This window comes from bacterium, assembly GCA_016708315.1.
Classification (GTDB): Bacteria; Zixibacteria; MSB-5A5; order CAIYYT01; family CAIYYT01; genus JADJGC01.
On record JADJGC010000023.1, the window covers coordinates 106,090 to 119,460 of the forward strand.

A 13,371-nucleotide genomic window follows, 5' to 3' on the forward strand; every position below is an offset into this window, starting at 1 on the left:
GAGAGAGTGAGAATCACTAATCGCTACAGATGGTAAAGCATCGCATAGACTGCGATGCCGCTAATCGAGACAAACATCCACACCGGCCAGAGCCAGCGTACTATGCGTTGATGCTTTTCGAATCGCCCCTTCAGTGCGTGAGTTACAGCGACAATTATGAAAGGGGTCATCAGAGCTGCAAGTATGACATGCGGTATCAGAATCGCAAAGTATACCGGTCGCGTCCAATCATGATGTGGATACGGTACGGAGCCGACACCGTAGTGGTAAATCAGGTACGTCGTCAAAAACAGAGCCGACGAAATCAGTGCGGCTATCATGATCTTGCGGTGTGTTTCGCGGCGTCCGCGCTTGATGTTGATGTACCCGAGCGCCAGAAGGATCGCACTAATTGCGTTAAAGGTGGCATTAACTGACGGGAGAATAGAGTAGTCAATCACATTGACCTCGCCAGATTGCGGACATTGTCTCGTAGCGCAGTCAATTCGTCATCGTCGTTGTATGAATAAAATCCGCGTATCTGTCCCTTATCGTCGACGAGTATTAGATACGAAGGATGATTCGACGGTAAATCGCTTGCATCAAGCATGAAGCCATGTTCCAAAAGTACTGCTACATCGACCAGCGGGCCGCGAGCAAAAATCCAACGACCATCATTGACTCCAAAGCCATCGGCATAAGTGCGAAGCACTTCAAGCGTGTCGTAGTCCGGATCAACGGTAATAGATAAGAATCGAACCTTTGTCAGACCCGCGATACAGGTCGTACATCTTCTTGATATTCGCAGACATCGTCGGACAAACGCCCTGACAGCGAGTAAACATGAAATTCACGACGTGCAATCGTCCATTCAAGTCCGTCCGCGTAAACTCTTCGCCGTTACTGGCCGTTAGTCTGAAGCTCGGCACCTCGCCGAGGATTGGCAGTTGACTACGCGATTGTTCGGCCGAATTGACCACAAATGCGGCCACCACAGCAAGAATTACGACCAGAGGCACACCCCATATCAGCAGTGACGGTTTGCTTTGCTTAGTCATCTATTCCCTAGCCTCTTGGTCGCTGTGTAGAGCACCAACAAAACGCCAATGAAGAGCGACGCTACCCAAACATGAAACAGCTGAAGCAGTGGCGGCAATGCCACCGCAATCAAGCCTGTCCCAAGCGACATCTGCACAGCTACGAACAGTATCATTGTCCACACGCCAAGCTTAACTATAGGGTCAGGTCGGGGTGTTGTTCGATACACCATGATGCCGATCGTGAATGCCATTGCCGCGACAATAACTCCCAGAAACACGTGAACGTACTTGATTCCACCGACAAGCGCCATTAGCTCGTGATCAGTCGCAAGCGGGCTTGTCACAATCAAGGCTTCGATATCCGCACGGACATTAGCACCGATGACAATTTGTATGACAGTGATTAGCCACAGAAGACCAATGGATATGGGTACTGACTTTGGATACGCCACCTCTGTTATTGAACTTGTCTCTTCCAGGTAGTACGCCTGTTGGGCAACGTAAATCAACAGACTGACTATCATGAGCGCAATCACCAGATGAATCGAAACAGTCAGTGAGTGTAATTCCGATAAGACGACCTGCCCACCTTGCCATCCTTGGAATGCGACCAACAAAGCTGCACCAATAGAAGGAAACAAGATCCGAAGCGTACGCCGATAATGCACAATCGCAAGTACTGCAGTCGCTGCGATGAATAGCCCCAGAATCATCCCTGAAAGCCGATTCAAGTACTCGATCCAGGCAAGCGTGAAATTGAATGTGGCTGGGTTTATCGAAGCGGGCAAGTCGGCTGCGCTTAGCGGGGGAATCCACCCGCCGAAGCATTTTGGCCAGTCGGGGCATCCGAGTCCAGCCCCTGATACTCGGACAAGGCCGCCAGCGAAGATAACGATGTAAGTGCCGATTGTGGAAAGGAGCGCAAAACGTCGGAACAGAGTCATCTTATCTTACCGCAATATCGCATGATTTGTCCACTCTAAGGACAATTATAGAAGTTGCTTATAAACAAAGCAACCATTAATGGCCAGAGTTGGTCGCGGCCGGTACCGTAGCAGGTGTGGCAGACATGGAATCGGAAATGACCTTGGTGGTATCGACGATCGTGGAATCAATCTTTGCTCCCGAGCTGTCATGGCCGGCTGCGCCCTTATTGAAAGCGGCTGAGTTGTACATCTCGGCGCGCGTATTGATCGGCTTCACGCGAAGCTCATCAATATCACCACGTCGAGTAGTGTCAAACATCGTCAGGACGATGAAAACAGTCAAGCACAGGAGACAAACTGTGAATGCAATAAAGAACAACTTATTGTCATACCAGAGGTGCATGAAGAAGAATGCCACAAGCAGCGCTTTGATGGAAGCAATTGCAAGCGCTATGACAATATTGAGACCGCCAAAGTCGTAAAAAGAAACCTCTACAGTGACAAATGTCAAAAACAGGAGTGCCGCACCGATTCCAAGATAAATCTTGAGCGGCAAAACGTGATTTTGTGTATGACTGGCTGCGCTTGAACTCATGCTTCTACCCTATCAAATACAATAATGGGAACAGGAAAATCCAGATTAAGTCGACCAAGTGCCAGTAGAGGCCCGTCATCTCAATTGGTGTATAATACTCGGCCGAGATAGTTCCCCGTACCGTTCGAATCATCATCCAAACAATCAGCCCCATTCCGCCGAGAACGTGGAATCCGTGAAGTCCCGTCATCGCAAAGTAAATGCTGAAAAACACGTGCGGGTTGTTGCCCTCGAGGCCGGTATAGGTGTAGTATTTGCCGGGAAGCTGGCCGAGGTGAATTTTGTGTTCATATTCGAAGTACTTAATCACCAAGAAGGTTGCCGCAAACATCAAGGTCGCAGCCAAGAACCACAGAGTATGCGTGCGATTGTTCAACTGCATTGAGCGAATTGCCAGCGCCATCGTGACAGAACTGGTAATCAGAACAACTGTGTTGATCGATCCAAGCACTACATCGAGCTGCTTGTGTGCTTCCCAGAACATATCGGGATACCACGCTCTGAATATTGCATAAGCGCAGAACAAGCCGCCGAAGAGCAAGATTTCTGTCAATAGAAACAGCCATGTCCCGAGCTTTGCGGCGTCCGCCTGCTGCGCGGAATCGTGAAAATGGTGCTGAAGATGTGCCGGGTGGCCGTGGGTTGACTGATGAGTCGACATCGCGCTACCTACCTTGTTTCCTTGACGACAATCTTGTCGTAATCATACGGGCCGTGAGATGCAACCGGATCGTGGTGGAAGTTCTCAGTCGGAGGCGGTGAACTGGTAGCCCATTCCATTGTCAACGAACCCCAGGGGTTATCACCGGCAGGTTTGCCCTTGAAAATCGCCTGTATCAAATAGAACGCCATCACGACAAAACCGGCTCCGATGACAAAAGCTCCAATTGAGGAGAAACCATGCAGTCCCTGATACTGCTCGACATAAGTGAAGTAGCGACGCGGCATACCTTGCGAGCCCATTATGAACTGGGTGAAGAATGTCATATTGAATCCGATGAAAATCAGCGCGCAGGCAATACGAGCCCAAAACTCGCTGTACATGCGCCCCCAGATTTTCGGCCACCAGTAATGCAGTCCCGCCAAGAACGCCATAACTGTGCCGCCCATCATCACATAGTGAAAGTGCGCGACGACGAAATACGTGTCGTGAAGATGGATATCCACCGATAGCGCTCCAAGCATGATACCTGTTACGCCACCTATGGTGAACAGAAACAGGAAGCTTAACGTGTAAAGCATCGGCGAGTCGAGCGAGATCTGACCTTTGTACATCGTAGCGAGCCAATTGAAAACCTTGATACCGGAAGGTATTCCAACAAGGAAGGTTAAGAACGAGAAGATCACGGCTGCGAGTTCCGACTGGCCGGATGTGAACATGTGGTGTCCCCATACCAGGAAGCTGACAAGCGCGATGCCAAGGCTCGAAAACGCGATAGCCTTGTACCCGAAGATCTTCTTATGTGAAAAAGTCGCAATCGTTTCGGAGATAATCGCCATTCCCGGAAGAATCATGATGTATACCGCGGGATGCGAATAGAACCAGAAGAAGTGCTGGAAGAGAACGGGGTCGCCACCTAGCGCCGGATCGAATATACCGATACCGAGGAGACGCTCGAGAATCAGAAGCACCAGCGTAATTGCAAGGACTGGCGTTGCCAGAATCTGCAAGATGGCAGTAGCGTAGATACCCCAACAGAACAATGGCATACTGAACCAGGTCATGCCGGGTGCACGCATCTTGTGAATTGTAACAATGAAGTTCATTCCGGTAAAAATAGACGAGAAGCCAAGAATGAACACTCCAAGTACCATCGATATTACTGCCGTGTTTGTGGTCGTCGAATACGGTGTATAGAAAGTCCACCCGGTATCTACAGCGTTGGTAATTGTCGAATACAAAACGAATAGCGCACCGAAGACATAGACATACCAGCTTGCCAGGTTAAGACGAGGGAAAGCCACGTCCTTTGTGCCGAGCATTAGCGGTAACACAAAATTGCCCAATGCTGCCGGGATCGAAGGAATGATAAACAAGAAGATCATTATCGCGCCGTGCAGCGTGAACATCTTGTTATACGTATCATGAGCCATCAAGTCCTGTGCAGGCGTCAGCAGTTCCCAGCGAATCAAGAGAGCGAAGATTCCTCCAACAAGGAAGAAGAACATTATCGCAAACAGGTACATCAGCCCGATGCGCTTGTGATCGCGCGTCAGCAGCCAAGACTTCAGTCCCTTGGGCGTATTGAGATAGTTTACGGCAGGAATGGCGTTACTTGTCATGGTTTGCTTTCTTACTCCAACGACTTGATATACTCGACGAGCGCGTCGATTTGTTTGTCTTTCAGAAGCCCCTGATAGGTTGGCATCACAGGTTGATATCCCTTGACGACCTTAGCTTTCGGCTCCAAGATTGATTCACGAATGTAGTTCTCATCCACAAGAACTGAACCGCCAGCCTCAAGCTCGGCGTTGTGTCCGAATATTCCCTTAAAGCTGGGACCCGTACCTGCCTTGCCATCGACTGAATGACAAGTGATACACGCTTTTTGTTGGTACAGCTTGGCGCCGTAGTCGGCAATCGACTCGCCCGGAGCTGGACCGGACGCCTTCTCAATCCACTCTGTATATTGAGCCGTCGTAACGACTCGTACCTTTCCGATCATCTCGGAGTGCTTGGTGCCGCAATACTCAGTACAGAAGAGATTGTAACTGCCGGTATCAGTCGCCTCAAACCACACTGACGAGTAGCGGTTCGGAAGCACATCGTTCTTGATGCGGAAGTTCGGTACATAGAAGCTATGAATCACATCACGCGATGACATCAAAAGCTTTACCGGCTTGTCAACTGGGACAACAAGTTCATTGACACTGCTCACACCTTCAAGATAATCAAAGGACCAGAACCACTTCTGGCCTGTGACCTTGACTTGCATCGACTGCCCCGGTGCGACATGAAGTCTGATGAAGTCTTTGAATCCCCACGCAAAGATGATAAACACCACAATGGTCGGGATGACAGTCCAGACGATTTCAACGGTGAGGTTATGATCAACTCCCGAGGTCGTAGTTGCAGCCCCACGGCGACGGTAGCGCACAATGAAGAAAATGATGGCGGCAGTGACAAGCGCCAACAAAATGGCCGAGGAGATGTAAATGAAATTGAACAGCGCATCAACGTCGCCGGCCATCGTCGAATGTGGAGAAGGTAGAAATAAGCTGCCCGTATTGTCCATAATCCTCTAGTACGAATCCGTCATCAGAATTTGTTGAAATTAGGCCGTCGAGCCGACGGTCCGCTGAGCACGTTCGCGAGCCCAGAATATGCTTAAGAAAATTGTTACGATTATCAGTGTCAGAAGTCCGCCAAGCTTCATGATGTTACCGGCCATCATGACATAGCCTTTGGCTGACGGATCGTAGTGAAAACAATAAAGGATCAAGCGGTCAAGTGTGGAGCCAATCTTACCCTCTGAAGCTTCCAAGAGCGCCAGCTTGAGATCGCGCTCTTTGAATTCAAGTCCATAAAGATATCGCGAAATAACGCCTTCTTCAGTAATCACGAAAGCTCCGGCAGCGTGCGCGTATTCTTTGCGTTCTTCGTCATAATAGTATTGGAAGCCAATGGCGTTGGCGAGCGCTCGCGATTGACTCTCTTCGCCAACAAAAAATCGCCAACCGTCGTTCTTTCCCTTGTCACCAAGATTTTCCATATAACGCGAGCGTTTGGCTCCGGCAAGATTCGCGGTTTCAGTAGGATTGATGCTAATCGTCAAAACCGTGAAGTCTTTCTCCGGGGTGAGGCTCATGCCACGAATTCCATCGCTCAGCCCGTTGAGGACCATCGTACACAACATCGGGCAATTATAATATGCTAATGTAACGATCACCGGTTTGCCCTGATGAAAATACTTGGAGAGTTGAACAGTGTCGCCGACATCGTTTATGAAAGTTAGATCGAGTGGAATTGTCTGACCAAGATGCTCGACGATATCAATCTTCTGAAGCTCAGGCACACTATCGCGAACCACTTGCGCGAAAAGATGCGACTGAAGAATCGACATGAATATAAGGATGAAAGCGATGCCAAAGAAACGGCTTATTGTCTGCTTCATTTCCTAATTCGTTCCCGTCGGTCTGTTCACAAATGCTTCCTCGGCGTAGACTTTCATCGCGCGCTCCAGCGGAATCTGATAGATTCCCTTCTGCGAATCGAGCAGTTTGTAAGTGCTAAGTACTACGTCTTCCTTGGCACGTAGTTCACGCAGAGTAATTGATACAGGTTTCAGAACAACATCTGTGATGAGCTGTTCCTTCTCGTGGACAAAAATCTCGTCGACAAACAGGACACTAACGACCAAAAATATCACGATTATGACGGTCGCGATCAGGATCTTTTTGACATTGATGTCTTTCTTTTCGTACCCAGCTGAGGTATCCGGCTGATGATTCTTATCGTGCGAATGACTCATGATCGGTTCCTATTGATTCACGAATTTGATCGAAGCCGGAAGTTTCGGATCACCAACCGGAACTATCGGACCTGAAGTGAATTTTGACCAAAAATACCATATGAACGGTCCGCCAATCGCCAGAATCGAAGTCAGATCCACCCACGAGAAGTGCGGACCATGATGATGCAGATTCGGGAAGATCAGCCAGTACATATCGATGTAGTGAATTGTTAACATAAAGAATGTGACAAAAAGCAGGAAATTAGCTGAGCGTTTGGCCGCACGAGTAATCAACATCAGGAACGGCAGACAGAAATGTCCGATTACGATTATCAAAGTGATTGTCTTCCATGAGCCTTCCCAGCGGTGCTTGAACCATATCGTCTCTTCTGGAATATTGGCGTACCATATCAAGAAGTACTGTGAGAAAGCCATATATGCCCAGAAAACGATGAACGCAAACATGAGCTTGGAGAGGTCATGATAGTGCTCCTCTGTTACAGTTCCGCGCAAGATGTTGTTCTTGTGCAGGTAGATCACAAGTATCAGAGTGACTGCCATCAGCGACATCGCCGCGCCAGCGAAATAGTATGCCCCGAAAATTGTCGAGTACCAGTGCGCATCAAGTGACATGATCCAGTCGATCGCAGCGAAAGTCGTGGTCAATGCAAACAGAATCATTCCCGGGGCGCTAATCTTGCGCCAAGTGGTTGTGATGCTCAAGTCGTGGCCGCCATCCTGCTTGCGTGACAAACGATAAAGGCGAACCGCAAGGAAAGTCCAAATCGCAAAGTAAACGAGTGTTCTGATCAAGAAGAAACCGGTATTGAGATAGCCGCTCTTGCTCTTTAACAAATGATCCGATGCTACTTGTGTCGAATCGCTCCACTGGAAGAGATTGCTCATTCCCAATGCGACAGGAATGAAGAAGATCAGCAAGATGGGCAAGGAATATGCGATTGTTTCAATAATGCGGCGCACGACGACGCTCCATGTCGCATCAACCAAGTGATGTATCATCGAGAAAAAGAGTCCGCCCAATCCGATGCTCGTCCAAAACACGAAGGCAGTCAAGTAAGAATAGAAAAACTGCTTCGGATCGACAAAGTAAGCGCCGACACAGCCCGCGATACCTACAATTCCGATACCGAGTGCAATTGTCCCGAGCTTACCGGCTTCGCTGAGTCTATATGTTTGTGCGTCAAATCTCATTTTCGAATTCACTATCCCTATTTAATGGAGCCACGCATCTCGACTGGTACGTCTTCAAGCGTCGCATTCTGGCTTCGCTGCAGTGCACGGAAGAAAGACACGATTGCCCAGCGATCTTCAACCGGAATCTGGGCTTTGTAGGAAGGCATATTGCGAATACCATTTGAAATGACATCAAAAATGTGACCGTCTCCTACTTTTCGAAGGCGATCATCGTGGAAAGAGGGCGGTGGCAGCATTCCACGCTGCACAACGATTCCGCGCCCATCACCGGTTCGTCCGTGACATGGCGCACAATAAATGTTGAATCTTTCGTGTCCGCGCTCAATGAGCTGTGTGGTTATAGGCACCGGGATCTTGGCAATAACACTATCAATCTCATCTCGACCGCGCCAATAAGCGTCGTCTTCTCGCAACTCGCCACGCGCTACTGTCCCGGCCACCGGCGTTCGCATCGTCATGCCATCCTCGAAGAAGTGCCCTTCGGACTGAGGCAGATACTTCTGCTGTCTGTCCATATTAGGATTGAGATGAATCGGAGTATTCTCAGAAGGACGTCCGCGAGTACAGCCAAGAGAAATAGCAATCGCAAGGACGGCTGTTCCTGCAAGATTTAGGATATATCTTGCTGACAGCTTCATTCTTTCACCTCAATAACCTCGATGTTCTTACCGCCGATGCTCTTGAGAAAATCACCGGTGCGACCAGCATCAAACTTCGGGTCGGCTGAATCGATACTGACGAAGAAGCCGTCATCGGAGAAGCGCCGGAAGTTCTTTGACTCAAACAGCGGGTGAAACAATTGTGGAAGACGGTTGATGACCATCATTCCGAATGTAGCCGTGATTGCCGAGGTCAAGACCGTCACGGCAAATGCTACCGGCACGAAAGCCTGGAAGCTGAAAAACGGCTTACCTGATATCACCATCGGATAGTCGACAGCCGAAACCCAGTAGATGAAACCGGAAATGCCGAGGAAACCGCATAGTGCTGCCCCGCCTACGATAAAACCGATTGGCGAACGTTTGAGTCCCATCGCTTTGTCCATTCCATGAATCGGGAATGGCGAGTGACAGTCGAACTTCTGGAAGCCACCGTCACGGACTCGCTCCGCAGCGTGCATCAGATCGGCAGGCGAATCGAATTCGGCAATTACTGCTTTGACATGGTCAGCTGCTACTGTCATAACCCGGCTCCTCCCATTGTCGGTCCCGGCTCGATTCCAGGATTGGGATGGTGTTTCCCTGATTTTGCGGCTCCGTGGTCACCCGTAGGATGGTAGTGTGGGTCTGCCTGCGGCAGTACACCCTTAACTTCTGCCATCGAGATCATTGGCAGGAATCGCAAGAACAGAAGGAACAGAGTGAAGAACAGACCGAATGAACCAACCATCGTCATGCCATCCCAAATCGTCGGCCAATACCAACCCCACGACGACGGCAGAAAGTCTCGTGTCAACGTCAACAAAATCACAAATCGTTCAAACCACATACCAACGTTGATGAGGATCGAAACTACAAACATGACTGCAAGATTAGTGCGCAACTTCTTAGACCAGAACAATTGCGGCACAACTACGTTGCACGTGATCATCGTCCAGTATGCCCACCAGTACGGTCCGAAGGCGCGATTGATAAATGCGAATTGTTCATATGGATTGCCGGAATACCATGCAACGAAGAACTCGCAACCGTATGAGTACCCGACCATCATGCCGGTTACCAACATGATCTTATTCATCTTCTCGAGATGATTCATGGTAATGTAGTTTTCCAGCTTATAAATCTTGCGGGCAATCAGCGCGAGCGTCATTACCATTGCAAAACCGGAGAAAATTGCGCCTGCAACAAAGTATGGCGGGAAGATCGTCGTGTGCCAGCCTGGAAGGACTGAAGTCGCAAAGTCTGTCGATACGATCGAGTGTACTGACAATACCAACGGAGTCGAAATGCCAGCAAGAATCAAATAGGCAAGCTCATAGTGCTTCCATTGAGTATTACCGCCGTGCCAGCCTAATGCAAATATACCGTAAGCGATCTTGCGAATCTTTGTTGTCGCTCGATCACGGAGCGTTGCCAAGTCGGGAATCAATCCCACGTACCAAAATAAGAGCGAACATGTGAAATAAGTACCTACTGCAAACATGTCCCACAACAATGGGCTGCGGAAGTTGGGCCACATTGACATCTGATTCGGAAGCGGCATTACCCAGTAAAGCAGCCAGGCGCGACCAACGTGAATCGATGGAAATAAGAGCGCACATATTACCGCAAAAATAGTCATCGCTTCCGCAAAGCGGTTGATCGACGTCCGCCATTTCTGCCGGAAAAGGAAAAGAATTGCCGAGATAAGAGTACCTGCGTGGCCGATACCAACCCAAAACACGAAATTGACAATATCAAATGCCCACGAAACAGGCTGATTGTTACCCCAAATACCAATACCTTCGAATAGCAAATACCCGACAGCTCCGAGCAACATCATCAAAATGGAAGCAGATAAGCCAAAAAGCAGTATCCAGCCCATTTTGGTCTTGTCCTCGACGATCTGACTGATATGCTGGGTCACCGAAGAAAAATTCGGATTGCCCTGAATCAGGATTTCGGGATGATGTTCGACCTTGGTACTCAAATCAGAATTTCCTTATCGATCCTATTATCCGTGATGCTCAACCGGGGCGCTTGTCACAAGATCCGGATGCGGATTGCGAATTCGAGCCAAATAGGTTAAGCGAGGCTTCACGTTTAACTCCGCCAGCATCGCGTAGTTGCGATTCTGGGATTTCATCTTATTTACCCTACTATTTGCGTCATTGATATTTCCAAAAGTCAAAGCTGAGGTGGGGCATGCCTGCTGACACGCCGTGGTAATATCGCCATCGCGAATGTCGCGATTCTCGAGCTTCGACTTGATTCGTGCTTCGCTGATGCGCTGGACGCAGAACGTACATTTTTCCATCACGCCTCGGAAGCGAACCGTTACATCCGGATTCATCGCCATCTTGACGATTTCCGGAGTATCTTTCGTAAAGTTGAAGTAGTTGAAACGGCGAACCTTATAGGGACAGTTGTTTGAACAGTATCTCGTCCCGATGCAACGGTTGTAAACCATAACATTGAGACCTTCTTTATCATGAACTGTCGCAGCAACTGGGCAAACCTGCTCGCACGGGGCATTTTCGCAATGCTGACACATGACGGGCTGATGCACCATTTCGGCGTCTTCAACTGAGCCCGAGAAATACCGATCAACGCGAATCCAATGCATTTCGCGACCTTTGGAAACCTGCTGTTTACCAACGATCGGAATGTTATTCTCACTTTGGCATGCCAAGGTACAAGCGCCACAACCGGTGCAACTATTGAGGTCTACTGCCATTCCCCACTGGTAGCCTTCCTTGTAACTATGCTCTTCCCAAAGCGATTCCAACGGCGGATGCTCGACCATTTCCTGAGCAAACTTCGGTTCTTTGCGATATTCTTCAAGAGTCGCTTCACGCACCAACGGACGGCCTTCCATCGACCAGTGATCCTGTGCACAGGAAATAAAATACTCGCGATTTAACTTGGTGATTGAAGCGCCCCGGAGCGATGTCCGGCGTATCGGATGGACGAATCGGATAAAGGTCAAAGCCGACCTTGTCGCCGACGCGACCGGAGCTTGTCCGACCATATCCCAATTCAACAGTCACTGAGTTGTCGGCGTGACCTGGAACATGCCATACGGGCAGCTCAATCGAACGGCCACCGACTGTTAACTGCACTAAGTCGCCGCTCTTGAGGCCAAGCTGCTTTGCAGTGGCGATGCTTATCATCGCAACATTATCCCAAGTGATCTTAGTAATCGGGTGCGGCATCTCCATCAACCAGCCATTGTTGGCAAATCGGCCATCATGAACTTGAGGAGAGACAGCAAATACAACTTCAAGCCCGGAATCTGCGGCAGACAATTCGCTCATTGCCGCAGAGATACGACCCACATCGACTGATGCCGTTACTGGGGTCAACGCCGAATTCTCGAGTAATCCGTCGTGCAGGACTTTGCGCCACGACTTCTCAAAAGCACCAGGCAAAATCGATTCCCACGTCTTGCGAACGATATCGTAACCACGGAGGTCCTCTCCTGACACGACCAAACTTAACATCTCGATACCACTATGTCCGCCAAAGAGCGGCTCAATCATCGGCTGAATGATTGATGCGGTACCATCAGAGGAGCGTGCATCACCCCATGCCTCGAGATAGTGGGTCATCGGCACATGCCACTTCACTGCATGGGAGGTCTCATCGCGATATGCAGAAAGATGAATCGTATTTTCTATCTTCGAAATAGCTGCGTCAAAACTGAGATCGGCTGGGGCATTCATAAGCGGATTGCCGCCGAGTACTACTAATGTCTTCAACTGCCCTGCTGATGCTTTTGAAAGCAACGCAATTAGCTCACTGCGACTAGGTTGCGCAACATCGGCAGGTTCTACATAAGATACGCTAGTGCCAACATTGCCAAGCGATTCGTTGATGGCCGCCACCAAGGCGTGAACTGCCGGCGCCTGCCGGTAGCCGGCACAGACAAGTGACTTGCCACGTGCCTTGAGAAGGTCCGATGCAACCACTTTCAGCCACTTGGCGTCAAATCCGCCGCCACTCGAAGTACTAATGGCCAGAGAGAGACCTTGATTCCGGAGTTCGTTGGCCAAGGCCATTGCAAACGCTGGAATCTGCGAGGAAGGAATGCGCAGTCGGTGATCGGCAGAGGAGCCGGTCAGACTAAATGTGCTCTCTACTACATAGAGGCGATTCATTGAGTCATTTTCGGTCGTAAGTCGTCGACCGCTGCCGAATCCGCGCGAAGCAGAGACGTTATCAAGTTCAGTTTTGAGGAAGTCGCAATCCAATGAAAGGACGACTTCGGCATTTTCAAATGAGTAAACAGGTTGAAGCGAGGCACCGTATGCGATTCTCATTCCAGAAGTGACATTTTCATTACTGACAGCGTCATAAGTCGCCCAAACCGCAAGCGGGAACTTCGCCTTGAATTCTCTCATCAATCGCGCCATAGTTGGCGAATTGAATGATTCACTCAGTATCGCAAGACCCGCACCTTGACTAGCAGAATACTGATCAAATTGTGTGCGCCAGAATGATACAAAGTCAGCCCAAGTGCGC

15 protein-coding genes are annotated in these 13,371 nt (G+C 49.5%); all 15 read right to left on the reverse strand.

Annotation, left to right across the window (positions count from 1 at the left end; all coding sequences use genetic code 11):
- Positions 1-23 precede the first annotated feature (23 nt).
- Positions 24-437, reverse strand: coding sequence for a DUF420 domain-containing protein (locus tag IPH59_12735; protein MBK7092562.1), 414 nt, complete (start codon positions 435-437; stop codon positions 24-26).
- Positions 437-829 (reverse strand): SCO family protein, encoded by a 393-nt coding sequence (locus IPH59_12740; GenBank protein MBK7092563.1) that lies wholly within the window; start codon positions 827-829, stop codon positions 437-439. Before IPH59_12740 ends, IPH59_12735 begins: the two co-directional genes overlap by 1 nt.
- Positions 714-1,037 carry an SCO family protein gene (locus IPH59_12745; GenBank protein ID MBK7092564.1) on the reverse strand — a complete coding sequence of 108 codons (324 nt, stop codon included), beginning with the start codon at positions 1,035-1,037 and terminating at the stop codon, positions 714-716. Before IPH59_12745 ends, IPH59_12740 begins: the two co-directional genes overlap by 116 nt.
- A complete protein-coding gene (locus tag IPH59_12750; protein MBK7092565.1) occupies positions 1,034-1,963 on the reverse strand; it encodes a COX15/CtaA family protein in 930 nt (309 codons plus the stop codon). The genes IPH59_12745 and IPH59_12750 overlap by 4 nt, the downstream gene beginning before the upstream one ends.
- 76 nt (positions 1,964-2,039) lie before the next feature.
- The gene (locus IPH59_12755) at positions 2,040-2,540 is read right to left on the reverse strand and encodes a cytochrome C oxidase subunit IV family protein (protein ID MBK7092566.1); all 501 of its coding nucleotides are present in this window, start codon (positions 2,538-2,540) and stop codon (positions 2,040-2,042) included.
- Positions 2,541-2,544: 4 nt separating this feature from the next.
- Positions 2,545-3,201, reverse strand: a complete 657-nt coding sequence (locus IPH59_12760; GenBank protein ID MBK7092567.1) for a cytochrome c oxidase subunit 3 family protein — start codon at positions 3,199-3,201, stop codon at positions 2,545-2,547.
- Positions 3,202-3,209: 8 nt separating this feature from the next.
- Positions 3,210-4,823: a cytochrome c oxidase subunit I gene (gene ctaD, locus IPH59_12765; protein ID MBK7092568.1), complete on the reverse strand. Its 1,614-nt coding sequence runs from the start codon at positions 4,821-4,823 to the stop codon at positions 3,210-3,212.
- A gap of 11 nt (positions 4,824-4,834) precedes the next feature.
- Positions 4,835-5,776, reverse strand: coding sequence for a cytochrome c oxidase subunit II (gene coxB, locus IPH59_12770; GenBank protein MBK7092569.1), 942 nt, complete (start codon positions 5,774-5,776; stop codon positions 4,835-4,837).
- A 39-nt stretch (positions 5,777-5,815) separates the two neighbouring features.
- A complete protein-coding gene (locus IPH59_12775) occupies positions 5,816-6,655 on the reverse strand; it encodes an SCO family protein (GenBank protein ID MBK7092570.1) in 840 nt (279 codons plus the stop codon).
- Between the two features lie 3 nt (positions 6,656-6,658).
- On the reverse strand, positions 6,659-7,012 hold the full coding sequence (locus tag IPH59_12780) for a hypothetical protein (protein MBK7092571.1): 354 nt from the start codon (positions 7,010-7,012) through the stop codon (positions 6,659-6,661).
- Positions 7,013-7,021: 9 nt separating this feature from the next.
- Positions 7,022-8,206: a hypothetical protein gene (locus IPH59_12785; protein ID MBK7092572.1), complete on the reverse strand. Its 1,185-nt coding sequence runs from the start codon at positions 8,204-8,206 to the stop codon at positions 7,022-7,024.
- A gap of 17 nt (positions 8,207-8,223) precedes the next feature.
- Positions 8,224-8,847, reverse strand: coding sequence for a cytochrome c (locus tag IPH59_12790; GenBank protein ID MBK7092573.1), 624 nt, complete (start codon positions 8,845-8,847; stop codon positions 8,224-8,226).
- Positions 8,844-9,392 carry a DUF3341 domain-containing protein gene (locus IPH59_12795; GenBank protein ID MBK7092574.1) on the reverse strand — a complete coding sequence of 183 codons (549 nt, stop codon included), beginning with the start codon at positions 9,390-9,392 and terminating at the stop codon, positions 8,844-8,846. Before IPH59_12795 ends, IPH59_12790 begins: the two co-directional genes overlap by 4 nt.
- The gene (gene nrfD / locus IPH59_12800) at positions 9,389-10,732 is read right to left on the reverse strand and encodes a polysulfide reductase NrfD (GenBank protein MBK7092575.1); all 1,344 of its coding nucleotides are present in this window, start codon (positions 10,730-10,732) and stop codon (positions 9,389-9,391) included. The genes IPH59_12795 and nrfD overlap by 4 nt, the downstream gene beginning before the upstream one ends.
- A 129-nt stretch (positions 10,733-10,861) precedes the next feature.
- Positions 10,862-11,878 (reverse strand): 4Fe-4S dicluster domain-containing protein, encoded by a 1,017-nt coding sequence (locus IPH59_12805; GenBank protein ID MBK7092576.1) that lies wholly within the window; start codon positions 11,876-11,878, stop codon positions 10,862-10,864.
- Positions 11,879-13,371: the final 1,493 nt, after the last annotated feature.